This window comes from Actinospica durhamensis (genome assembly GCF_018139695.1).
GTDB lineage: Bacteria > Actinomycetota > Actinomycetes > Streptomycetales > Catenulisporaceae > Actinospica > Actinospica durhamensis.
The window spans coordinates 14,358-37,316 of the sequence record NZ_JAGSOG010000016.1; the positions used below are offsets into that span (position 1 = coordinate 14,358).

The window sequence follows — 22,959 nt, forward strand, 5'->3', positions numbered from 1 at the left end:
GTCAGGCTCCGAAGAACCGCTTCACGTGTTCGAGCCCGTCGACCAGCGCGTCGATCTCGGCCCTGGTCGTGTAGACCGAGAACGAGGCCCGGGTGGTGGCGGGGATGCCGTAGCGCACACACACCGGCCGGGCACAGTGCTGGCCGACGCGTACCGCGATGCCCTGCTCGTCGAGGACCTGGCCGACGTCGTGGGGGTGGATCTCGCCGAGGCCCTCCACCGACAGGATGAACGAGATCGCGGCCCCGTGCTGTTCCGGCTCGGTCGGGCCGATGATGCGCAGCCCGTCCACGGCGCCGAGGCGCTCGAGCGCGTAGGAGACGATCTCGTGCTCGTGCCGGGCGACGTTGTCCATGCCCAGCGCGGTGAGGTAGTCCACCGCCGCGCCGAGCCCGACCGCCTCGGCGATCGGCATGGTGCCCGCCTCGTACTTGTGCGGGATCGGGGCGTAGGTGGAGCCCTCCATGTTCACCACGCCGACCATCTCGCCGCCGCCGAGGAACGGGGGCAGCTCGTTGAGCAGCTCGGCCCGGCCCCACAGCACGCCGATGCCGGTGGGCCCGAGCATCTTGTGGCCGGTGAAGGCGACGAAGTCGGCGCCCAGGGTCTGCACGTCCAGGGGCAGGTGCGGGGCGGACTGGGAGGCGTCCACCACCACCACGGCGCCGACGTCGTGGGCCCGGCGCACGATCACCTCGAGCGGGTTGACCGTGCCCAGGATGTTCGAGACGTGCACCACCGAGACGACCTTGGTGTGCTCGTTCACGACCTCGTCGAGGTTGGACAGGTCGAGCCGGCCGTCGTCGGTCAGGCCCAGCCAGGCCAGCTCGGAGCCGGTGCGCTGGGTGGTCAGCTGCCACGGGACGATGTTGGAGTGGTGCTCCATCTGGGTGATCACCACGCGGTCGCCCGGGCCGAGGCCGTAGGGCTCCCCGGCCCAGCCGAGCACGCTCGCGACCAGGTTGAGCGCCTCGGAGGAGTTCTTGGTGAAGATCACCTCGTTGCGGTCCGGCGCGTTGATGAACGCCGCGACCTTGTCCCGCGCGCCCTCGTACAGCGCGGTGGCCTCCTCCGCCAGCGCGTGCACGCCGCGGTGCACGTTGGAGTGGTGGTGCGCGTAGTAGTCGGACATCGCCTCGATGACCTGGCGCGGCTTCTGCGAGGAGGCGGCCGAGTCGAGGTAGACCAGCGGACGCCCTTCGCCGACCGTCCGCTCGAGGATCGGGAAGTCCTTGCGGACGCGCTCGACGTCGATCGCCGCGGTGCGGGTGAGCTCCGCCGTCATATCAGGCTCCTGCCTTGATGTCATCCTCGGCCTGCACCCCGGTGTACTTCTCGTAGCCCTCGTCCTCGAGCACCTGGGCCAGCTCGGCGCCGCCGGACTCGACGATGCGGCCGGCCGCGAACACGTGCACGAAGTCGGGCTTGATGTACTTGAGGATGCGGGTGTAGTGGGTGATCAGCAGGGTGCCGACCTCGCCGCTCTCGCGCACCCGGTTGACGCCCTCGGACACGACGCGCAGCGCGTCCACGTCCAGGCCGGAGTCGGTCTCGTCCAGCAGCGCGATCTTCGGCTTGAGCAGCTCGAGCTGCAGGATCTCGTGCCGCTTCTTCTCGCCGCCGGAGAAGCCCTCGTTCACCGAGCGCTCGGAGAAGGCCGGGTCCATCTGCAGCTGGGCCATCGCGGAGTTGACCTCCTTGACCCAGGTGCGCAGCTTCGGGGCCTCGCCGCGGATCGCGGTGGCGCTGGTGCGCAGGAAGTTGGCCACCGACACGCCGGGGACCTCGACCGGGTACTGCATGGCCAGGAACAGCCCGGCCCGAGCCCGCTCGTCCACGGTCATGGACAGCACGTCCTGGCCGTCGAGCAGCACCTGGCCGCCGGTGACGGTGTACTTCGGGTGTCCGGCGATGGAGTAGGCCAGCGTCGACTTCCCAGAGCCGTTCGGGCCCATGATCGCGTGCGTCTCGCCCTGGCGGACCGTCAGGTCGACGCCCTTGAGGATCTCCTTGGGCTCGCCCTCGGCGTCGACGGAGACGTGCAGGTCGCGGATTTCCAGAGTAGCCATGGGTTAGAGCTCCACACGCTTCGAGTTGTCACGGTCGGCGACGTACACGATGTCGCCTTCGATCTTGGTGGGGTAGACGGGCACGGGGTCGACCGCCGGGAGGCAGGACGGCTTGCCGGTGGTGAGGCTGAAGGTCGAGCCGTGCAGCCAGCACTCGATCTCGCCGTCGACGATCTCGCCCTCGGACAGCGGGACCTCGGCGTGCGAGCACATGTCGTGCAAGGCGTGGACCTCGCCGTCGGCGGTCTTGACGACCATGACGGTGATGTCCCCCAGCTCACACCTCTCGGGTTTGTCCTCTTCGAAGTCCGCGAGGCTCCCGACGGCGTGCCACTCGGGCTCGGAGTGACGCGTCATCGGGCCAGCTCCTGCTCGACCTTGGTCATCAGCGCCTGCTCGAGGTCCGGCACCCCGATCCGGCGCACCACGTCGGCGAAGAAGCCGCGCACGACCAGGCGGCGGGCCTCGTCCTCGGGGATGCCGCGGGCCTGGAGGTAGAACAGCTGCTCGTCGTCGAAGCGGCCGGTGGCCGAGGCGTGGCCGGCCCCGACGATCTCGCCGGTCTCGATCTCCAGGTTGGGCACCGAGTCGGCGCGGGCGCCGTCGGTCAGCAGCAGGTTGCGGTTGAGCTCGTAGGTGTCCGTGCCCTCGGCGGCCGCGCGGATCAGCACGTCGCCGACCCACACGGTGTGCGCCGCGTCGCCCTGCAGCGCGCCCTTGTAGGTCGCGCGCGAGCGGCAGTTGGGCACCGAATGGTCGGCGAAGAGCCGGTGCTCGAGGTGCTGGCCGTCGTCGGCGAAGTACAGGCCGAGCAGTTCGGCGTCGCCGCCCGGCGCGGTGTAGCGCACGTTCGGGGTGATCCGGACCAGGTCGCCGCCGAAGGTGACGTTCACCGACTTCACCGTGGCGTCCCGGCCGACCAGGGTGTTCTGCTGGGCCAGGTGGACCGCGTCGCGCTCCCAGTCCTGGACCGAGACGAAGGTCACCTTCGCGCCGTCGCCCACGATCAGGTCCACGTTCGCCGCGCGCACGCCGGTGCCGGTGTGCGCGAGCACGATCACGGCCTCGGCGAAGGGCTTGACGTCGAAGACCAGGTGCGCGTACGCCGTGCCGCCCTCGCCGTGCACGTCCACCCGGACCGGCTCGGTCAGCACCGACTCCTTGGCCACGGTGATGACCGTGGCCTGCTCGACCGCGGCGTACGCCAGGGCCGCGACCAGGTCGATCGGCGCGCCGGCCTTGGCGGTGCGCGGGTCGTCGTGGCCGACCTGCTCGGCCGTGACGCCCTCGGGCAGGCTCAGCTCGACCTTGTCGGTGCCGTCCGCGGGCACGCCCTGGTGCAGCTTGCCGATCCGCTTGAGCGGGGTGAAGCGCCAGTCCTCCTCGCGCCCGGTCAGGGCGGCGAAGTCGGCCGGGTCGTACGAGGTGGGCCGCTCGCCGCGGGAGGCGAGGACCTCGGAGTGGGTACGTCCGGTGCCGGGGCCGGCGAGCGGGGCACCGGCGCCCGGGCCCGCGACGGACACGGCCGCCGCGGTGGTCGCGCCCTTGGACTGCTCAGGCTGTGACATCTGTGATCTTTCTCGGAGCGAGAGGGGCCGGGGAGCTGGGATGCGGGTCGGGGCTCAGCCGACCGCGCCTTCCATCTGCATCTCGATCAGCCGGTTGAGCTCCAGGGCGTACTCCATCGGCAGTTCCTTGGCGATCGGCTCGACGAAGCCGCGCACGATCATCGCCATCGCCTCGTCCTCGGTCAGGCCGCGGCTCATCAGGTAGAACAGCTGGTCCTCGGAGACCTTCGAGACGGTGGCCTCGTGGCCCATGGTCACGTCGTCCTCGCGCACGTCCACGTAGGGGTACGTGTCGGACCGGGAGATCGTGTCGACCAGCAGCGCGTCGCACTTCACGCTCGACTTGGAGCGGTGCGCGCCCTCCTGGATCTGCACCAGGCCGCGGTAGGAGGTGCGGCCGCCGCCGCGCGCCACCGACTTCGAGACGATGTTGGAGGAGGTGTTCGGCGCGGCGTGCACCATCTTGGACCCGGCGTCCTGGTGCTGGCCGGGGCCGGCGAACGCGATCGAGAGGGTCTCGCCCTTGGCGTGCTCGCCGAGCAGCCAGACGGCCGGGTACTTCATGGTGACCTTGGACCCGAGGTTGCCGTCGATCCACTCCATGGTCGCGCCCTCGTGCGCCGCGGCGCGCTTGGTGACCAGGTTGTAGACGTTGTTCGACCAGTTCTGGATGGTCGTGTAGCGGGCCCGGGCGCCCTTCTTCACGATGATCTCGACCACGGCGGAGTGCAGCGAGTCCGAGCTGTAGATCGGCGCGGTACAGCCCTCGAGGTAGTGCACGTAGGAGCCCTCGTCCGCGATGATCAGCGTCCGCTCGAACTGGCCCATGTTCTCGGTGTTGATCCGGAAGTAGGCCTGCAGCGGGATCTCCACGTGCACGCCCTTGGGGACGTAGATGAAGGACCCGCCGGACCACACGGCCGAGTTGAGCGCGGAGAACTTGTTGTCGCCGGACGGGATCACGGTGGCGAAGTGCTCGCGGAACAGGTCCTCGTGCTCCTTCAGGGCCGTGTCGGTGTCCAGGAAGATCACGCCCTGGCGCTCGAGGTCGGCGTTGATGGAGTGGTAGACCGTCTCCGACTCGTACTGCGCGGCCACGCCCGAGAGCAGGCGCTGCTTCTCGGCCTCGGGGATGCCGAGCTTGTCGTAGGTGTTCTTGATGTCCGCAGGCAGGTCGTCCCAGGAGGTGACCTGCTTGTCCGTGGCGCGCACGAAGTACTTGATGTTGTCGAAGTGGATGCCGCTCAGGTCCGCGCCCCAGTTGGGCATGGGCTTGCGCTCGAACAGGCGCAGCGCCTTGAGCCGGAACTCGAGCATCCACTCCGGCTCGTTCTTCAGGGCCGAGATCTCCCGGACCACGTCCTCGCTCAGCCCGCGCTTCGCGGTGGCGCCGGCAACGTCCGGGTCGGCCCAGCCGAACTCGTAGTTGCCGAGACCGGCGAGCTCATCGTGCGTGGTGGTCATGCGGAGGCATCTCCTTCGGACTGGGTCGGCTCCGGCTCGTGCGTACGCTGGCGCGCAACGGCGGGCGTCGGGATGAACGTGGTGCAGACGCCGTCGCCGTGGGCGATCGTGGCCAGGCGCTGGACGTGGGTGCCGAGCAGTTCGGCGAAGACCTGCGTCTCCGCCTCGCACAGCTGCGGGAACTGCTCGGCGACGTGTTGGACGGGACAGTGGTGCTGGCACAGCTGCTCGCCGGCGATGGCGTCCTGTTCCCGGGTGGAGGCGGCGTAGCCGTCGGCGGTGAGCGCCTCGGCCAGCAGCCGGGAGCGCTCGCCCGGGTCGGCGGCCGCGACCGCCTGCTGGTAGCGGGCGGCGAGGCCGGCGAAGCGGCGGCGGGCGAAGTCGGCCACGGCCTGCTCGCCCGCGGTCTCGGCGACGAAGCGCAGGGCGTCGACGGCGAGCACGTCGTAGTCGTGGTGGAACACGGCCCGGCCCGCGTCGGTCAGCGCGAACACCTTGGCCGGGCGGCCGCGGCCGCGGTGGCCGTAGACCCGCTGCTCCCTGGCCTCGACCAGGCCCTCGGCCAGCAGCGCGTCGAGGTGGCGGCGGATGCCCGCCGGGGTCAGGCCCAGGCTGGCGGACAGCTCGGCCGCGGTGCGCGGACCCTCGGACAGGATCGAACGGGCCACCCGGTTGCGAGTGGCCTGCCTCTCTTCCTGCTCGTCGAGGACACGCACGTTTTTCACAACACCATAGTGAGCTTATTCCTTCCGCAGGGCAACTAAGGCTAGCCTTAGCCGCGCCGCGCGCGTGACCTGCGGCGGCCTCCGTAGGGCCGCGCCGCGCAAACCGGCGCCCGGGTGCGGGCGCGCTCAGGCCGCCCACGTAGACTCGCGGCCATGCACGAGTCCGATCCCGCCGTCCAGATCGCGGGCCTGGTGAAGCGGTACGGGGACAAGACCGCCGTTCAGGGCCTCGACCTGATCGTCGACCACGGTACTCTCACCGCGGTCCTCGGCCCGAACGGGGCCGGCAAGACCTCCACCATCGAGTGCTGTGAGGGATATCGCAGGCCCGACGGGGGCACCGTGCGCGTGCTGGGCCTCGACCCGGTCGCCGACGCGGCCCGCCTGCGCCCGCGCATCGGGGTGATGTTGCAGTCCGGCGGCATCTATCAGTCCGTTCGGGCGATGGAGATGCTCCGGCACGTGGCCGGCCTCTACGCGAATCCGCTGAACGTGGACGAGCTCGCCGCCCGGCTCGGGCTCGACTCCTGCGGCAAGACGACCTTCCGGCGGCTCTCCGGCGGCCAGCAGCAGCGGCTCTCGCTCGCGCTCGCCGTGGTCGGCCGGCCCGAGCTGATCTTCCTGGACGAGCCGACCGCGGGCCTCGACGTGCAGGCCAGGCACGCGACCTGGGAGCTGATCGAGCAGCTGCGCGCGGACGGGGTGACCATCGTGCTCACCACGCACCTGCTGGACGAGGCCGAGCGGCTGGCCGACAAGGTCGCGATCATCGACCAGGGCCGGGTGATCGCCTACGACAGCCCGCAGCGGCTGGCCGACACCTCGCGGGAGCAGGACGCGATCCGCTTCGAGGCCCCGGCCGGGCTCGACCTGACCGCGCTGTCCATCGCGGTCGCGCCCGCGGCGAAGGCCTCGGAGCCGACCGCGGGCAGCTATCACGTCACCGGGGAGATCACCCCGGACACGCTGGCCGCGACCACCGCGTGGTGTGCCAGCCTCGGGTTGATGCCGCGTAACCTGCAGATCGAGCAGCGCAGCCTGGAGGACGTCTTCCTCGATCTGACCGGAAGGGAGCTGCGCTGATGAGCGAGCTCGCGAGCCCGTCGGTCCGGCCGCTCTCGGCGCCCGGCACGTTCCGGCCCGACCCGCGCCCGGCGCCGGCGGTGCGGATGGTGCTGGCCCAGGCCCGCTTCGAGACGCGGCTGCTGCTGCGCAACGGCGAGCAGGTGCTGCTGGCGATCGTGATCCCGGCGCTGATGCTGATCGCGTTCTCGGCCGAGCCGATCGGCACCATCAGCGGCGGCGGGAGCCGGATCGACTACTACGCGCCCGGCATCATCGGCGCGGCGGTGCTCTCCACCGCGTTCACCAGCCAGGCCATCGCCACCGGCTTCGAGCGGCGCTACAGCGTGCTCAAACGGCTCGGCGCCACGCCGCTGCCGCGCTGGGGGCTGCTGGCCGGCAAGTCGCTGAGCATCCTGATGGTCGAGTGCGTGCAGATGATGCTGCTGATCGGGATCGCGCTGGCGATGGGCTGGTCCCCGCACGGCGACCCGCTCGCGGTCCTGCTGCTGCTGGCCCTGGGCACGGCCGCGTTCAGCGGCCTGGCGCTGTGGCTGGCCGGCTCGCTGCGGGCGGAGGCGACGCTGGCGGTGGCCAACTTCGTCTTCCTGATCTTCATCGGGGTCGGCGGCGTGGTCGTGCCGCTGGACAAGTTCGGGCACGGGGCGCAGGAGTCGCTGCAGTTCCTGCCGATCAGTGCCCTGACGGACGGGCTGCGGGACGTGCTCCAGCACGGCTCGGCGATGCCCTGGGGGCCGCTGGGCATCCTGGCGGCCTGGACGCTGGTGGCGGTCGCGGGCGCGGCCCGGTCCTTCAAGTGGGAGTGACAGCGTGACGCAGCAGGACACCGGCATCCCGACGGCCCGCGCGGCGAGCGAGCACCCGAGCGCTCAACCGGTCGTGCGGGCAAGCCCGGCCGGCACCGGTCGGCGCCGGCGCGACTGGACGCCGACGCCGCGGCAGGTCGAGCTGGCCTGCCTGATCGCGCTGGTGGCCAACACGCTGATCGTGGTGACCGGCGGCGCGGTGCGGCTGACCAACTCGGGCCTCGGCTGCCCGACCTGGCCGGAGTGCACCGGCGGTTCGCTGGTGCCGGTCTCCACCCTCGGCTACCACTCGGTGATCGAGTTCACGAACCGGATGCTGACCTACGCGGTCTCGGCCGGCGTGGGCCTGGCCATCCTGGCCTCGATGTTCCAGAAGCCGCGCCGGCCGGTGCTGGTGAAGCTGTCCTGGGGACTGTTCCTCGGGGTCGTGCTGCAGGCCGTGATCGGCGGGATCACGGTGCTCACCAAGCTGGCGCCGGAGTGGGTCGCGGTGCACATGTGCGTGTCCATGGGCATGATCGCGGTCTCGTTCGTGCTCTGGCACCGCTCGCGCGAGGGCGACGGGCCGGTGCGGCTGCTGACCCGGCGCGAACTGCTCTGGCTCGGCCGGCTGCTGGTGATCGCCACCGGCGCGGTGGTCGCCGCGGGCACGCTGGTGACCGGCACCGACCCGCACGCGGGCGCCGAGGACGCGAGCAAGCGGCTGCCGTTCAAGGCCATGGACATCACCCAGGTGCACGCCGACCTGGTGTTCATCGTGGTCGGGCTGACGGCGGCGCTGTGGCTGGCGCTCAAGGCCACCGACGCGCGGCCGCGGGCGCTGCGCGGGGTGCGCGACATGTTCGCGGTACTGCTGCTGCAGGCCGCGATCGGCTACACGCAGTACTTCACCGGCCTGCCCGCCTGGATGGTGCTGCTGCACATGACCGGCGCGTGCCTGACCTGGCTGGCCGCCTGGCGGGTGCTGATGTCGCTGCGCGAGCGGGCCTGACCGGTCCGGAGGGAGCAACGGCCTTGGCGAACACCACGGGGTATCGCAGGTATCTGCTGTACGTGCTGTACGCGCTGCTGCCGGCCGGGGCGGTGGTGGCGCTCGCCGCCTCGACCGCGGTCGGCACGATCATGCTGGTCGCGGCCGTGCTCGGGCTGGTCGGGGTGTCCGTGACAGGCCGCTCGGACGGCTAGACGGCTGATTCGGGGGTAGGCCGGTAACCCGGGCACGCTGGAACGTGTGGAGACGCGTGGAGTCTCGGGGCTGGGCAAAACGGCTCAGCGGCAAGTCCGGGCGTGCGCCGGGCCCGTCCTCATGCTTGGTCGCCTGTGGACGGGCCCGGCGTGCGGCCGGGCGCCGCCGATCGGCCGTTTCGCCCCGGCATACCCCCGAATCAGCCGTCTAGGCACACGGAGCGGACGTCGCACGGCGCTGTCAGCCGATTGCTGTACGGTGGGGCCCTCGACAGGATCAGGCGATCGTGTGGTGGAGGGGATGCCCCATGCCGATGTTCGGGCTGGGCAAGAAGAAGAGCGCCGCGACGCCGGTGCAGACCCCGTCGTCGGCACCCCGCCCCTCGCCCGCGCCCGACCTCGCGACCATACGCGGCCTGCCCAAGGCCCACACCCTCGCCGACCACGGCGATCCGGTCCTGGCCGAGCTGCTCGGCCTCGCCGAGGCGCACGACTGGACCGCGCTGCGGGCGAACCTGGCCGGGTACGACGGCCATGATCTCAGCTCCCTGGTCTCGAACGTCTGCGCCCAGACGCGCGACGTCGGGCAGTGGGTGCCCGCGGACGCGGCCGACCCGCTGGCCCAGGCCGTGCTCGGCGCGGACGCGATCGAGCGCGGCTGGGAGGTGCGCACCTCGATGCGGGCGCAGCACGTCTCGCAGGACCAGTTCCAGGAGTTCCACCGGATGCTGCGGGTGGCCGAGGACCACCTCTACGCCGCGGTGGAGCTCGATCCCGAACTCGCGGCCCCGTGGTACTCGCTGATGATCACCTCACGCGGCCTGCAGTACGACCTCGACGTCAAGTGGCGCCGCTTCGACGCCCTGCTCCGGCGCGCCCCCGGCCACCTCGGCGGGCACCGGCAGATGCTGCAGAACCTGTGCGCGAAGTGGTCCGGCTCGCACGAGCAGATGCACGCCTTCGCCGCCGAGGCGATGAGCGGCGAGCACGGCGGACAGCTCGCGGAACTGGTGGCGGACGGCCACATCGAGCACTGGCTCCACCTCGGCGACCGCAAGGGCGGCCGGGAGTACATGCAGCAGCCCGAGGTCCGGGCCGAACTCCAGAAGGCGGCCGAGCTGACCGTCTTCCGGCCCGGATACAGCTCGCCGCGCACGCCCTACCTGGCACCGAACCTGTTCGCCATGGCCTTCGGCCTCGCCGGCCTGTGGACGCAGTCCGTGCGGGCCTTCGAGGCCAGCGCGGGCGTGGTGACCGGGCGCTGGATCTACATGAGCGGCAAGGAACCGGAGAAGTTCTACACGAACTGGCGCAACCACGTCATCCAGAAGGCAAGCCCGTGACCGAACCCGAAGCCTCGCACACCTTCCAGGTCGACCTGCGCGGCATGGTCGACCTGCTCTCCCACCACCTGTACTCCAGCCCCCGGGTGTTCATCCGGGAACTGATGCAGAACGCCGTCGACGCCCTCACCGCCCGGCGCAGGCTCGACCCGGCGGCGCCCGCGACCGTGACCATCCGCACCGGCGCGCAGCTGACCGTCACCGACACCGGCGTGGGCCTGACCGAGGACGAGGTGCACCGCTTCCTCGCCACCATCGGCCGCAGCTCCAAGCGGGACGAGGCCGGGCTGATCCAGACCAGGTCCGACTTCGTCGGCCAGTTCGGGATCGGGCTGCTCGCCTGCTTCGTGGTCGCCGACGAGATCACGGTCCTGACGCGCTCGGCCCGCGACCCGCACAGCCCGGCGGTGCGGTGGCACGGCTACGCGGACGGCCGGTACGCGATCAGGACCCTGCCGGGGCTTGAGATACCCTTCGGCACCACCGTGACGCTGGTGCCGCGCGCGGGCTCCGAGGAGTGGTTCGAGCAGGCCAGGCTGACCGAGCTCGCCCGCCACTACGGCAGCCTGCTGCGCTACGAGGTGAGCCTGGCCGGGCCGGACGGCACGCCGGTGCGGATCACCGACACCCCGCCGGTGTGGGACCGGCCGTACGGCTCGCCGATCGCCCGGCGCCAGGCGCTGGTCGAGCACTGCGAGCGGCAGTTCGGCTTCCGCCCGCTGGACGTGATCGACCTCGACCTGCCGCTGGTCGGGCTGCGCGGCACGGCGTCCGTGCTGCCCACCTCGGTGCCGGCCAGCCGCCGCAGCGGCCACCGGGTGCACCTCAAGGGCATGCTGGTCTCGGACCAGGCGAGCGAGCTGCTGCCGGACTGGGCGTTCTTCGTGCGCTGCGTGGTGGACGCGGACGGGCTGCGGCCCACGGCCTCGCGCGAGGCGCTGTACGACGACGAGACGCTGGCGGCCGTGCGCGACGCGCTCGGCGAGACGCTGCGCTCCTGGCTCGCCGGGCTGGCCGCGAGCGATCCGGCGCTGCTCGGCCGGTTCCTGGCCGCGCACCACCTCGCGGTCAAGGCGCTGGCCGCGTACGACGACGAGCTGCTGCGGGCGCTGCTGCCGTGGCTGCCGTTCGAGACCACGGACGGCTCGGTCACCCTGGACGAGTTCTCCCGCAGCCACCCCACGATCCTGGTCACCCAGTCCGTGGAGGAGTTCCGGCAGGTCTCCTCGATCGCGGCGGCGGCCGGGCTCGGCGTGGTCAACGGCGGCTACACCTACGACAGGGACCTGATCCGCCGGCTGCCGCAGCTGCGCCCGGGCGTGTCCGTGCTCGATCTCGACCCGGACACCGTCACCGCCCACCTCGACAGCGTGGACCCGGCCGTCGAGCTCGCCGCGGCGCGCTTCCTGGAGCTGGCCCGCAAGGTGGTGGACCGCTACGGCTGCGACACCGCGCTGCGCAGCTTCCACCCGGTGACGGTGCCGGCGCTGCTGATCGACCACCGCGAGGCCCGGCACGAGCGCGGCCGGGCCGAGCAGGAGGCGGCGGCCGACGGGCTGTGGGCGGACATCCTCGGCGCGCTGCGCTCCTCGGCCCCGCGGGCGCAGCTGGTGCTCAACCACCAGTGCCCGCTGGTGCGCCGGATCGCCGTGATCGAGGACCCCGACCTGGCCGCCTCGGCGCTGGAGGGGATCTACGGGCAGGCCCTGCTGCTCACCCGCCGGCCGCTGCGCCCGGCCGAGCACGCCCAGCTCAACCGGGCCTTCCTCGGCCTGCTGGAATACGCCACCCACGACGGGCCCGCCGGCGCCGGCGCGGCCGCGCGGGAGGACGGACGATGAGCGAGCCGGACGACAGCTGGAGCGAGCCGGAGATCCGCCAGGCCCTGGGCCGGCTGCGCGAGGAGCCCCACGGCGCGGCGCGCTCGGCCCGGACCGAGGAGCTGGTGGCGGCGGCCGAGCGCGGCGAGTACGACCGCACCCTGGTCCGGGCGCTGTTCGAACTGCTCAGCGCCTACGAGTACGGCGCGGAGTCGCGCAAGGCGCCGGTGCTCTACAACAGGATCCTGACGCTCTACACGGACCGGCCCGAGCTGTTCGACGAGCGGGCCGAGCACCGTGTCTTCTGGTGCTCGAAGTGGGTCACCTCCTCGCTGCTGGCCATCCCGGACGTGCCGCTCGGCGCCGTCGAGGGCTGGATCGCGCAGATGCAGGAGCGCTTCCTGGCCGCGGACAAGCCGCTGCAGGCCGTGCGCACCTCGCGGTACAAGCTGGCCGCGCACACCGGGATCGGCATGGACCTGGCCTACGAGCTGTGGGCGACCAGGCCGCGGGACGAGTTCAGCGACTGCGAGGCCTGCGAAGCCCGGGACCGCGGCCGGCACTGGGCCGGGCGCGGCGACGACGCGCGGGCCCTGCGGGAGTGGGCCCCGGTGCTCGAGGGCGGGCTCAGCTGCGCCGAGGAGCCCGCCTCGACGATCGCGCTGGCCCTGGTCCCGCTGGTGCGCGCGGGCCGGGCGCAGGAGGCCGCCTCGCTGCACCGGGCCGGCTACCGGGCCACCCGGGGCAAGGTGTCGATGGACGACGCGGTGGCCCGGCACCTGGAGTTCCTCGCCCTCACCGGCAACAGCGCGCGCGGCCTCGAACTGCTGGCGGAGAACCGGTACCGGTTCGACTCCACCGCCACCGCCGAGACCCGGCTCTCCTTTCTGCGCGGTGTCAGGATCCTGCTCGCGCGGCTGACGGCCGAGGGCAACGGCCGCGCGCCGGTCCCGGCTCCGGACGGACGCGAGGCGACCGCGGCCGAACTGCTCGCGGAGGTGACGGCGCAGACCGAGGAGCTCGCCCGCCGCTTCGACGCCCGCAACGGCACGGACTATCAGAGCACGCAGTTGCAAGGCTGGTGCGCGTTGGAGCCGCTGACCGCCCGCCCCCTGGAACTCGGGCTGCGCGCCAAGCCGTTGCCGGTACCGCCGCCCCCAGCCGTGGCCGCGGCCGCCGCCGTCCCCGAGGATTTCAGCACCCTGCTGGCCGAGGCCCGCGCGGCGCTGCGCGACGGGCGCCCGGAAAACCGCGCGCTGTGGGCGGCGGTGGCCGAGCGGGTACGCGAGGAAGACCTCGACGACGTGCTGCGGGCCGAGCTCGCCGGGCGCGGGGGCTTCGCGCTGCTCGAGGCGCGCCGGTGGGAGCAGGCCGAGGAGCCGCTGCGGCGTTCCGCGCGGCTGTTCGAGCAGGCGGGCGAGCCCGGCCGGGCCGCCGCGGTGCACGCGCGCGCCGCCTGGTGTGTCTTCCAGCGGCAGGCCGACGCGGGCGAGGTCTCCTGGGACGAGCTCGACGCGATCCTCGCGTCCGCGGACGCGCTGCTGGCCGCGGACGCCATCACGGGCGAGGACTACTGCGTCGTCAAGCACTGCCGGGCCTCGGCCGCGTGGCGGCTGCTCGGCGTCTTCCCGGACGACGACGAGGACGGCGACGAGCCGTCGAACCCGGCGGAGGCGGACGCGGCGGAGACCGCCGGGCGGCCCGAGGCGCCGGAGCCCGACGAGCGCTCCCTGCGCCGCTTCGAGCAGGAGGTGGCCGAGCTCGCCCGCGCGGCGGCGGAGCACGACCTGCCGCAGCGCATGGCCACCGCCCTTTCCATGACCGCGGCGGCCGCGGAGGCCGAGGGCCGGCTCGAGGAAGCGTTGAAGTTCACCCTCGACGCGGTCGCGCTGGTCGAGCGGGCCGAGCGGACCTGGGCGCTGCCGCAGCTCTACGCCCGGCAGGGGCACCTGCTCAACCGGCTGCGCCGGCTCGACGAGGCCGCCACCAGCCTGCACCGGGCGGTGACCCTGGCGGCCGAGTGGCCCGATCCCGACTTCAACGACGCGAGCGCGCTGATGGAGCTGGCCTGGAACCGGCTCGAGGCCGACGACGCGGCCACCGCGGCGGGCCACCTGACCGTCGCGGCCACCCGGTTCGACCGCGCCCGCCGCCCCCGCTCGGCCGTGATGGCGCGGTGCATGCTCGGCCAGGCGCTGACCCGGCTCAAGCGGCTCCCGGACGCGATCGCGGTGTACGAGTCCATCCTCGACGACGAGGCCGAGACGCTGCTCGAGCCGGGCGAGCGGGCCCAGCTGCGGCTCGACCTCGGCCGGGCGCTGCGCCGCAGCGGCGAGTTCCGGCAGGCGGCCGAGGTCTTCCTGTGGCTCGCCGACTTCCTCGAGGACTGGCCCGAGCAGTCGGTGCGCACCATGGTCGTATGCGAACTCGCCTCGGCCCTGTTCGGCTCCGAGGTGCTCGACCAGGCCGAGGCCACCATGGCCAAGGCCTGGGAGCTGCACGCCCTGGCGCCGCACCCGGGCGCCGTGTGCGCGATGCTCCGGACCGCGGCGGGCAGCGCGATGGACGCCGAGGACGCGGCGGCGGCGCTGGCCCACCTGGACCGGGCCGACGCGGTGGTCGCGGCCGCCGAGGAGTCGCCCGGAGAGTTCCTGCGCTGGCCCGAACTCGGGCAGACCGCCGACCTGCGCACCCAGATCCTGAGCGCGGTCGAGCGCTACGACGAGGCACTGGCCGCGACCGAGGCGGCCGCGCAGTCCTGGGAGCGCGGCGGCTCGCGCACCGTGGACGCCTGGGCCGAGTCGATCCGCATCGCCGCGGTGATCGAGGGCTACCGGCTCGGCCGCCGCGCCGAGGCCCTGGCCCGCCTCACCCCGGCCGTCGAACGCGCCCGGCTGGCCGGCCGCAGCCACGCGGTCGAGATCCTGACCGAGCTGGCGAACAGCCTGCGCGAGGGCTGAGGTCACCGTCACCGCGCGAGAGTGGTCCAGGTCGCGACAAGCCCGGTGCCGAGGGTGAGGGTGGCCGCGAAGGCGGCGGCCGCCCTCGTGACCGCCTGCGGGTACGTGGCTCGATCACGCCGGGCGAGGTACCCGGCCGTCGCCGCGGCGGCCAGCGACGTGACGAGCGTCAACGTCGCCTCGAACAGAACCGTGATGACGTGGCTGGTCATGAGAATCCTCCTGCTGGTGACCGCGATATCGGATGGCGACGGCGAATATCGTCGAAGCGATGTCCGGCGTGGTTCAGCTGAACGAAAATGAACGAAGCCGGACGACGCCGCCACGGAGGGGGCCCGTGAACGAGGAAGCCGCTGCCGAACTGCGCGCTGAGCTCAGGCGCGGTCTCGCCCGCAAGGACATGGGCGTCGAGCAACTCAGAGTACGAACCCGGCTGAGCCGGACCACCGTCTCTCAAGCCTTGAACCGCACGGACGTCGTCGCCTCGGCCCAGACCACGGCGCGCCTGGCGAAGGCCTTGGGACTGGACGAGCAGCGGATGCTCGCGCTGCGTGAGGCCGCCCTGCGGGACGAACCTCGGACATCCGACGGCGTGGGTCGGCCGATTTCCGGCTACGACCCGCTCGACCTGGAAGTGCACGCGGCCGGGCTGGTTCGGGACGCGGCCAGGGCGTTACCCGGCTACGTGGGCCGTCCGCATGACGAGGTGGCGCGGGATCTGGTGCGCGAAGCGACGATCGGGCGCAGCGGGATGGCCGTCCTGGTCGGATGGTCCTCAACGGGCAAGACCCGCGCCTGGTGGGAAGCGGTCAAACCGCTGTCCGCACAGGGATGGCGGTTATGGCACCCGTATGAGCCCACGCACGCGCAAGCGTTGTTGGCCGGCATCGACCGTGTGCGGCCGCGCACGGTGGTCTGGCTCAACGACGCACAGCGGTACCTCGATGCCGGCGAGGAGGTGGCAGCCGCGTTGCACCGGTTGCTCTCCGATGCCGCGCGCGCACCGGTGTTGGTGCTCGCGAGCCTCTGGCCGGACGACAGCAGGAGATATGCCGAGCGTCCACCGCGCGGCCAGGCCGACCGCTTCGCCAGGACGCGGGAACTTCTGGCCGGCCGCACCATCGACGTGCCGATGGAGTTCCTCGGCACCGAACTGCGCGAAGGCGCCGCGCTGGCCGCCGCGGGCGATCGGTTGTGGGCCGAGGTCCTCCAGCTCACACACCACGGCCGGGTCGCCCAGCAGCTGGCCGGCGGTCCGGACCTGATACGGCGTTACGGGGAGCTCTCCGCGCCGGCCAAGGCCCTGGTCCGGGTCGCGATGGACGCGAGCCGCTTCGGCGCCGACCCCCGACTCGAGCTGACCTTCCTGGCTCAGGCCGCGCAGGACTATCTGCATGACGACGACCTGCACGCCTTGGAGGACGAGGCCTGGCTCGATCGGGCGCTGGCGGAACTGGCGCACCCCGTGCACGGCGACCTGGTGCCGCTGCGGCACGTACCGGCCCGCCTCCGACGAAGCCGTTCCGAGTACCGCCTGGCGGACTATCTGGAGGAGCACGGGCGCCGTGAACGGGCTCTGATCTGCCCGCCCTCGTCCTTCTGGCGCGCCGCCGCCGCTTTGTTGAGCGACCCGGGCGATCTCGCGAATCTCGGGAGCGCCGCCGAGGTTCGCCACCGTCTGTCCTGGGCCGCGACCTTGTACGAACGCTCCGCGCACGGCGGGAACATGTTCGCGCTCGGCCGACTCGCCGTGATCAGGGACCTCGGTGGCGATCACGGCGACGCCGCCGCGATGGCCGAACGCGCGGCGGAGAACGGCCATGTCAGTGCCCTCACCGTGCTGATCGGACGACGCACCACGACCGGCGAGCTTCGAGAAGCGGTCCGGCTGGCCCAGGCCGCGGCCAAGGCCGGCGATCCGACCTGGTTCGTCGACGCGACGGAGGCGTATGAGCAGGCCGGAGACCCTGAACAAGCCGAACTGACGGCTCGCCTCGGCGCCGACGCCGGTGACGAGGGATCCGCGTTCCAGGACCTGGCCGAGTTGCGTGAGCGCAGCGGCGACGAGGAGTCGGCCGCACGGATGCGCCGAGCGGCGGCGGACGCCGGAAATCCTTCGGCTCTGTGCCACATCGCGCGCATGCACGAATCGGTCGGCGAGATCGAGGCGGCCGACGTGATGTTTCGGCGTGCCCTCGAGGCCGGCAGCGACGAGGCCCTTTACGGGTACCCCGTGATCCTGGCGGCCCGAGGAGACTTCGAGGAGGCCGAGCACCTCGCCGAACGCGCCGCGCAAGCCGGCAATCCGACGGTTCTGCGACACCTCGCACGCATGCGCGCCGAGGCCGGCGACGAGCAGGCCGCACGGCGCCTGGACGAGAGCGCGGAGCAACGGTACCCCTCGTTCGACGATCGGTTCCTCCTGCTGTGCTGGTCGCGGCCGGACAGCGGACGGGTCCGTGTCGCCGAGGACGGAGACATCGACGTCCTGGGGCAGATCATCTCCGAGGATTTCCCGCGGCCCGGCGCACAGGCCAGGGTGGCGATTCCGGGACTGGCCGCCGAAATCGGATCCCCCGGCGCCTTCCTTCTGCTCGGGGTGCTCGCCGAGCTCGCCGGAGACGACGGTACGGCTGAAGACTTGTACCGACGCGCCATCGAGTCCGGAAACAGACTGGCGGCCGGGCGGCTCGCGGTGATGAGAGAGCGGGCAGGCAGGCATGGGGAAGCCGAGGTGACGGCCGTTTTTTCGCACCCAGGACGAGCTGGCACTCGTGCGCCTGTCCCGGATCCGCGAAGCGGCCGGGGATCTCGAGGGAGCGGAGCGGCTGGCCTTGTCCGCCTTCGCGAGCGGTCAGGACTTCGGCCGCCTCCACGAACTCGTCATGCTGCGCGAGAAGGCCGGGGAGCACGAGGCGGCGGAGCGCCTGGCGGTCCGGGCGGGCGGAAGGTATCGCGCCCTCGCCCTGATCGAACTGGCCACGATGTGGGAGGCGGCCGGCCACCGCGCAGGGGCCGAACGCCTGATCGTGCAGGCTCTCGACGCGGGCTCCACGCTGGCGCTGGGCAGTCTCGCCGAACTGCGCCCGGGCGAGGCACTGTGGCCGTTCGGGCTCGAACCGGACGGCTCGCCCTCGCCCGGCCCCGCCTGAACGGGCTCGAGCCGGGCTAAAGCCCCGTCTCGGCCAGGAAGTAGGTGCCCGCGCCGGTGAGCGTGACGTGCATGTCGCGCGCGCCGAGGAAGCAGGACTGGCCGCGGGTGAGCAGCAGCCGGGCGGCCGGCTCGGTGCCGCAGCCGACCGAGGCTTCGCCCTCGACGCACAGCAGCACCCGCGGGCCGCCGTCGCCGGGCACCACGAGCACGGCGCCGTCGGCCAGGGTCAGCCGGCTCAGCCGGAACTCGGGCACGTCGGTGTCGAAGACCTCGACGCCCGCGGCGGCCTGACGGGGCGTGAGAACCGGGACCTCGACCTCGGGGTCGAGCACCCGGAGCAGTTCGGGGACATCGATGTGCTTGGGCGTCAGACCCGCGCGGATGACGTTGTCCGAGTTGGCCAGCAGCTCGATCCCGACGCCGCGGATGTAGGCGTGCACGCCGCCCGCGCCCATGAACAGCGCCTGACCCGGCTCGAGCACCAGGTGGTTGAGCAGCAGCGAGCCGACCAGTCCGATGTCGCCGGGGTGGTCGGCGTTCATCCGCACCACCGCGTCGTACGCGGCCGCGTACGGGCCGCCCTGCGCACGGTGCGCCGCCGCGGCATCGACCACGCCCGCCACCAGCCCGGCGCGTCCGGCCTCTGGCCACTCCAGCAGCGTGGCCAGGGCGCGCCCGACCGTCTTGGCCGAGGGGTCCTCGCGCAGCAGGGCGGTGAGGTCCTTGAGCTCCGGCACGCCGAGGCCGTCGATCACCTCGGCCGCCTGCGCCGCGGGCCGCAGCCCGGCCAGCACCTCGAAGGGCTCGAGCGCGCACAGGATCTCCGGCTTGGGCCAGTTGTCCACGTACACCCGCTCGCGGGCGTCGAGCGGCACGCCGGCCGCGTTCTCCCTGGCATAGCCCTGCTCCGCCTGCTCCCGGTTCGGGTGCAGCTGGACCGAGAGCGCCTTCTGCGCGGCCAGCACCTTCAGCAGGAACGGCAGCCGGCCGCCGAAGCGCGCGTTGACCTCCGCGCCGAGTTCCTGGGCGGGCGCGGCGTCGATCGCGGTCTGCAGCGTCGCGGCGCGGCCGGCCCGGGTAAGTACCGAGGGGGCGTTGGGGTGGGCACCCATCCACAGTTCGGCCTGCGGCCCGGGCGTGGGCGACGGCTCGCCGAGCAGGTCGGCTATGGCCGTGTGCGAGCCCCAGGCGTAGGGCTGGACGGTGTTGCCCAACAGATCCACGGCGGGGGGCCTCCTCGTGACTGGCGCGTCTCAATCATCGGACACCAACGATGTGCACGTTGCACGGTCACTCTAACGTCCGAATCTGAGCGGACGCTGCACCCTCCGCCGGAGTTTCAGCGCACCAGCGGATCGATGGCGACGAGGACGAACAACAGGGCGAGGTAGGTGTTGGAGAAGTGGAACATGCGCATCGGCTTGAGCGCTACGCCCTCCACCCCCCGGCGCGCGGCGCCGTGCAACCGGTGCGCCTCGATCAGGAACGCCGCGCCCAGCACGGCCGCGCCGATCGGGTAGAGCAAGCCGGTGTGCGCCACCGGCCACAGCAGCAGCGAGCAGGCCACCGTCGCCCAGGTGTAGAGCATCATCTGCCACGCCACGTGCCGCTCCGGGGCCACGCACGGGAGCATCGGCACGTTCGCCGCGGCGTAGTCCTCGCGGTAACGCATCGCCAGCGCCCAGAAGTGCGGCGGCGTCCACAGGAACACCACCAGGAACAGCACCAGCGGCGACCAGGCCAGGTGGTCGGTGACCGAGGTCCAGCCGATCACGGTGGGGAAGCAGCCGGCCGCCCCGCCCCAGACGATGTTCTGCGAGGTGCGCCGCTTGAGGATCATCGAGTAGACGACCACGTAGAACACGTTCGCGGCCAGCGCCAGCAGCGAGGAGAGCCAGTTGACGGCGAATCCCAGCCAGAGCGTGGAGAGCACGCCGAGCGCGAGGCCGAAGACCACCGCGGCCCGCGGGGTGACGGTGTGCGTGGCCAGCGGCCGGCGGCGGGTGCGGCGCATCTCGGTGTCGATGTCGCGGTCCACCCAGCAGTTGAGCGCGTTCGCGCTGCCCGCGGACAGATAGCCGCCGATGGTCACCGCGACCACCGTCCACAGGTTCGGCACGCCGCCCTTGGCCAGGAACATCACCGGAATGGTGGTGATGATCAGCAGCTCGATGATGCGCGGCTTGGTCAGCGCGACATAAGCCCTGACGGTGTCGGCCGGGGACCCGTGGACGCGCATGCCGGCCCCGGTGCTCTCCGGCGTCGCCGTGCCCGTGACCGGTGCCGCCGGAAGGGATTCCACCGCAGTCACCCGCGCACACCCCTGATCTCGTTCTCGTCGCCTGCCCAGTGAAGACAGACAGACTCTAGACCCCGCGTCGCGCGGGCCCGCGCCCGGGTCGGGTGAAACGCCGGGAACCGCACCGATACGACACCGCGCGGACCCCCTGCGCGACCCTCGCCGAGCCCCGTTCCAGGGCCGGTTCCCGAACAGAGCACAGCGCATGATTGATAGCTCTGAGCGGGGTAGGGTGGTGCTCGACTAACAGATTTCACAGCCTCCGCCGCGCGGGGAGGGCCCGGGCAACACGGCCCGGTGGGCAGCGTCGCCTCCGACCCCGAGACGACGGCTCCGTACCCTAGAGAGGACGCGCGCGTTGAGCACGCCGACGTCATTTGAGTGGACCGCGCTGGACCGCCGAACCGTGGACACCGTCCGGGTACTGGCGATGGACGCCGTGCAGAAGGTCGGCAACGGGCACCCCGGTACCGCGATGTCGCTGGCCCCGGCCGCGACCCTGCTCTTCCAGAAGCACCTGAAGCACGACCCGGCCGATGCGAAGTGGGCCGGCCGCGACCGTTTCGTGCTCTCCCCCGGACACTCCAGCCTCACGCTCTACATCCAGCTCTACCTCTCCGGCTACGGCCTGGAGCTGTCGGACCTGCAGGCCTTCCGCACCTGGGGCTCGCTCACGCCCGGCCACCCGGAGCACGGCCACACCACCGGTGTGGAGACCACCACCGGACCGCTCGGCCAGGGCCTGGCCAACGCGGTCGGCATGGCCATGGCGGCCCGCTACGAGCGCGGCCTGTTCGACCCGGAGGCCGCCCCCGGCGAGTCCCCGTTCGACCACCACATCTACTGCCTCGCCTCCGACGGAGACCTGGAGGAGGGCGTCACCTCCGAGGCGTCCTCGATCGCCGGCGTGCAGAAGCTCGGCAACCTGGTCGTCATCTACGACGACAACCACATCTCGATCGAGGGCGACACCAAGGTCGCCTTCACCGAGGACGTGCTCAAGCGCTACGAGGCCTACGGCTGGCACACCCAGTCGGTGGAGTTCACCACCGCCGACGGCGACGGCTACGCCGAGGACGTCGAGGCGCTGCACCGCGCGGTCCTGGCCGCCGAGGCCGAGACCGGCCGGCCCTCGATCATCCGGCTGCGCACGATCATCGGCTGGCCCGCGCCGACCCTGCAGAACACCGGCAAGGCGCACGGCTCCGCGCTCGGCGAGGCCGAGGTGGCCGCCACCAAGAAGATCCTGGGCTTCGACCCGGAGCAGCACTTCGAGATCGCCGACGAGGTGCTCGCGCACGCCCGCGAGGTCGGCGCCCGCGGCAGCGCGGCGCACGAGTCCTGGAACGCCGGCTACGAGGCCTGGCGCGCGGCCAACCCGCAGCGCGCCGCGGACTTCGACCGGATCTCCCGGGGCGAGCTGCCGACCGGCTGGGACGCCAAGCTGCCCACGTTCGCCGCCGGCACCGAGGTCGCCACCCGCAAGGCCTCAGAGGCCGCGATCCAGGCCATCGCCGAGCAGCTGCCCGAGTTCTGGGGCGGCAGCGCGGACCTGGCCGAGTCCAACAACACCACCATCAAGGGCGGCCTGTCCTTCCTGCCCTACAACGAGGACGGCGGCGAGTTCGGCGGTTCCTCGCCGTACGGCCGGATCCTGCACTTCGGCATCCGCGAGCACGCCATGGGCTCGATCCTCAACGGCATCGTGCTGCACGGCAACACCCGCCCGTTCGGCGGCACCTTCCTGGTGTTCTCCGACTACATGCGCCCGGCGGTGCGCCTGGCCTCGCTCATGCACCTGCCGGTCACCTACGTCTGGACGCACGACTCGATCGGCCTCGGCGAGGACGGCCCGACCCACCAGCCGGTCGAGCACTACGCCGCGCTGCGGGCGATCCCGGGCTTCCAGTTCGTGCGCCCGGCCGACGCCAACGAGACCGTCGCGGCCTGGAAGGCCACCGTCGAGCAGGACGGCCCGGTGGGCCTGGCCCTGAGCCGGCAGAACCTGCCGGTGTTCGACCGGGACGCGCTCGGCACCCCGGTCTCGGTGAACGAGGGCGTCAAGCGCGGCGGCTACGTGCTGGCCGACGCCTCCGACGGCGCGCCGCAGGTCATCCTGATCGGCACCGGCTCCGAGGTGCAGCTGGCCGTCGCCGCCCGCGAGGCGCTCGAGGCCTCCGGCGTGCCGACCCGCGTGGTCTCGATGCCGTGCGTCGAATGGTTCGACGCGCAGGACGCGGGGTACCGGGAGTCGGTCCTGCCCGCCGCGGTGAAGGCGCGGGTTGCGGTCGAGGCGGGCGTGGCCCAGTCCTGGTACCGGTACACCGGCACCGACGGGCGGATCGTCTCGCTCGAGCACTTCGGCGCCTCCGCCGCCTTCAAGACGCTGTACACCGAGTTCGGCATCACCGCCGAGGCCGTCGAAGCCGCCGCGCGCGACTCGCTGGCCGCGGTCGCGGGCTGAAAATCCAAGGGGAGAGAAG

The 22,959-nt window shown here is 72.1% G+C and carries 18 protein-coding genes; 9 read left to right on the plus strand and 9 right to left on the minus strand.

The window, feature by feature from the left end; translation table 11 throughout:
* Position 1: 1 nt before the first annotated feature.
* Genes KDL01_RS05750 through KDL01_RS05775 form a run of 6 tightly spaced genes read right to left on the minus strand, consistent with a single transcriptional unit; the run spans position 2 to position 5,826 of the window.
* Positions 2-1,285 (minus strand): cysteine desulfurase, encoded by a 1,284-nt coding sequence (locus KDL01_RS05750; protein WP_246576005.1) that lies wholly within the window; start codon positions 1,283-1,285, stop codon positions 2-4.
* Position 1,286: 1 nt separating this feature from the next.
* Positions 1,287-2,069, minus strand: coding sequence for a Fe-S cluster assembly ATPase SufC (gene sufC, locus KDL01_RS05755; RefSeq protein ID WP_212527280.1), 783 nt, complete (start codon positions 2,067-2,069; stop codon positions 1,287-1,289).
* A gap of 3 nt (positions 2,070-2,072) precedes the next feature.
* Positions 2,073-2,426, minus strand: coding sequence for a non-heme iron oxygenase ferredoxin subunit (locus tag KDL01_RS05760; protein ID WP_212527281.1), 354 nt, complete (start codon positions 2,424-2,426; stop codon positions 2,073-2,075).
* Positions 2,423-3,637, minus strand: coding sequence for a Fe-S cluster assembly protein SufD (gene sufD / locus KDL01_RS05765; RefSeq protein WP_212527282.1), 1,215 nt, complete (start codon positions 3,635-3,637; stop codon positions 2,423-2,425). Before sufD ends, KDL01_RS05760 begins: the two co-directional genes overlap by 4 nt.
* Positions 3,638-3,691: 54 nt before the next feature.
* Positions 3,692-5,101, minus strand: a complete 1,410-nt coding sequence (gene sufB, locus KDL01_RS05770; RefSeq protein WP_212527283.1) for a Fe-S cluster assembly protein SufB — start codon at positions 5,099-5,101, stop codon at positions 3,692-3,694.
* Positions 5,098-5,826 (minus strand): helix-turn-helix transcriptional regulator, encoded by a 729-nt coding sequence (locus KDL01_RS05775; protein WP_212527284.1) that lies wholly within the window; start codon positions 5,824-5,826, stop codon positions 5,098-5,100. Before KDL01_RS05775 ends, sufB begins: the two co-directional genes overlap by 4 nt.
* A gap of 153 nt (positions 5,827-5,979) precedes the next feature.
* On the opposite strand from KDL01_RS05775, the gene KDL01_RS05780 reads away from it, so the two are divergent.
* From KDL01_RS05780 to KDL01_RS05810, 7 genes are all read left to right on the plus strand, one after another.
* Positions 5,980-6,909 carry an ABC transporter ATP-binding protein gene (locus KDL01_RS05780; protein ID WP_212527285.1) on the plus strand — a complete coding sequence of 310 codons (930 nt, stop codon included), beginning with the start codon at positions 5,980-5,982 and terminating at the stop codon, positions 6,907-6,909.
* Positions 6,909-7,715 carry an ABC transporter permease gene (locus tag KDL01_RS05785; RefSeq protein ID WP_212527286.1) on the plus strand — a complete coding sequence of 269 codons (807 nt, stop codon included), beginning with the start codon at positions 6,909-6,911 and terminating at the stop codon, positions 7,713-7,715. Before KDL01_RS05780 ends, KDL01_RS05785 begins: the two co-directional genes overlap by 1 nt.
* Positions 7,716-7,719: 4 nt before the next feature.
* Positions 7,720-8,706, plus strand: a complete 987-nt coding sequence (locus KDL01_RS05790; RefSeq protein WP_212527287.1) for a COX15/CtaA family protein — start codon at positions 7,720-7,722, stop codon at positions 8,704-8,706.
* A 23-nt stretch (positions 8,707-8,729) separates the two neighbouring features.
* Positions 8,730-8,900 carry a hypothetical protein gene (locus KDL01_RS05795; RefSeq protein ID WP_212527288.1) on the plus strand — a complete coding sequence of 57 codons (171 nt, stop codon included), beginning with the start codon at positions 8,730-8,732 and terminating at the stop codon, positions 8,898-8,900.
* 308 nt (positions 8,901-9,208) lie between these two features.
* Positions 9,209-10,243 (plus strand): hypothetical protein, encoded by a 1,035-nt coding sequence (locus KDL01_RS05800; RefSeq protein ID WP_212527289.1) that lies wholly within the window; start codon positions 9,209-9,211, stop codon positions 10,241-10,243.
* On the plus strand, positions 10,240-12,084 hold the full coding sequence (locus KDL01_RS05805; protein WP_307846123.1) for an HSP90 family protein: 1,845 nt from the start codon (positions 10,240-10,242) through the stop codon (positions 12,082-12,084). Before KDL01_RS05800 ends, KDL01_RS05805 begins: the two co-directional genes overlap by 4 nt.
* On the plus strand, positions 12,081-15,023 hold the full coding sequence (locus tag KDL01_RS05810) for a tetratricopeptide repeat protein (RefSeq protein ID WP_212527290.1): 2,943 nt from the start codon (positions 12,081-12,083) through the stop codon (positions 15,021-15,023). Before KDL01_RS05805 ends, KDL01_RS05810 begins: the two co-directional genes overlap by 4 nt.
* An 8-nt stretch (positions 15,024-15,031) precedes the next feature.
* On the opposite strand, the gene KDL01_RS05815 is transcribed toward KDL01_RS05810, so the two are convergent.
* A complete protein-coding gene (locus KDL01_RS05815; RefSeq protein WP_212527291.1) occupies positions 15,032-15,235 on the minus strand; it encodes a hypothetical protein in 204 nt (67 codons plus the stop codon).
* Positions 15,236-15,360: 125 nt separating this feature from the next.
* On the opposite strand from KDL01_RS05815, the gene KDL01_RS05820 reads away from it, so the two are divergent.
* Positions 15,361-18,195, plus strand: coding sequence for a tetratricopeptide repeat protein (locus KDL01_RS05820; protein WP_212527292.1), 2,835 nt, complete (start codon positions 15,361-15,363; stop codon positions 18,193-18,195).
* Here the strand turns inward: KDL01_RS05820 and manA are convergent.
* Both manA and KDL01_RS05830 read right to left on the minus strand, forming a co-directional pair.
* A complete protein-coding gene (gene manA, locus KDL01_RS05825) occupies positions 18,192-19,400 on the minus strand; it encodes a mannose-6-phosphate isomerase, class I (RefSeq protein ID WP_212527293.1) in 1,209 nt (402 codons plus the stop codon). The genes KDL01_RS05820 and manA overlap by 4 nt on opposite strands.
* Before the next feature lie 116 nt (positions 19,401-19,516).
* Positions 19,517-20,488, minus strand: a complete 972-nt coding sequence (locus tag KDL01_RS05830; protein ID WP_438801948.1) for a heme o synthase — start codon at positions 20,486-20,488, stop codon at positions 19,517-19,519.
* A gap of 346 nt (positions 20,489-20,834) precedes the next feature.
* Between KDL01_RS05830 and tkt the strand changes: the two genes are divergently transcribed.
* Positions 20,835-22,940 carry a transketolase gene (gene tkt / locus KDL01_RS05835; protein ID WP_212527294.1) on the plus strand — a complete coding sequence of 702 codons (2,106 nt, stop codon included), beginning with the start codon at positions 20,835-20,837 and terminating at the stop codon, positions 22,938-22,940.
* The last annotated feature ends 19 nt before the right edge of the window (positions 22,941-22,959 follow it).

Excerpts from the sequence above, each read along its gene's own strand:
- KDL01_RS05750 (WP_246576005.1), bottom strand. The coding sequence starts at position 1,285 with ATGACGGCGGAGCTCACCCGCACCGCGGCGATCGACGTCGAGCGCGTC.
- sufC (WP_212527280.1), bottom strand. The coding sequence starts at position 2,069 with ATGGCTACTCTGGAAATCCGCGACCTGCACGTCTCCGTCGACGCCGAG.
- KDL01_RS05760 (WP_212527281.1), bottom strand. The coding sequence starts at position 2,426 with ATGACGCGTCACTCCGAGCCCGAGTGGCACGCCGTCGGGAGCCTCGCG.
- sufD (WP_212527282.1), bottom strand. The coding sequence starts at position 3,637 with ATGTCACAGCCTGAGCAGTCCAAGGGCGCGACCACCGCGGCGGCCGTG.
- sufB (WP_212527283.1), bottom strand. The coding sequence starts at position 5,101 with ATGACCACCACGCACGATGAGCTCGCCGGTCTCGGCAACTACGAGTTC.
- KDL01_RS05780 (WP_212527285.1), top strand. The coding sequence starts at position 5,980 with ATGCACGAGTCCGATCCCGCCGTCCAGATCGCGGGCCTGGTGAAGCGG.
- KDL01_RS05785 (WP_212527286.1), top strand. The coding sequence starts at position 6,909 with ATGAGCGAGCTCGCGAGCCCGTCGGTCCGGCCGCTCTCGGCGCCCGGC.
- KDL01_RS05800 (WP_212527289.1), top strand. The coding sequence starts at position 9,209 with ATGCCGATGTTCGGGCTGGGCAAGAAGAAGAGCGCCGCGACGCCGGTG.
- KDL01_RS05810 (WP_212527290.1), top strand. The coding sequence starts at position 12,081 with ATGAGCGAGCCGGACGACAGCTGGAGCGAGCCGGAGATCCGCCAGGCC.
- KDL01_RS05815 (WP_212527291.1), bottom strand. The coding sequence starts at position 15,235 with ATGACCAGCCACGTCATCACGGTTCTGTTCGAGGCGACGTTGACGCTC.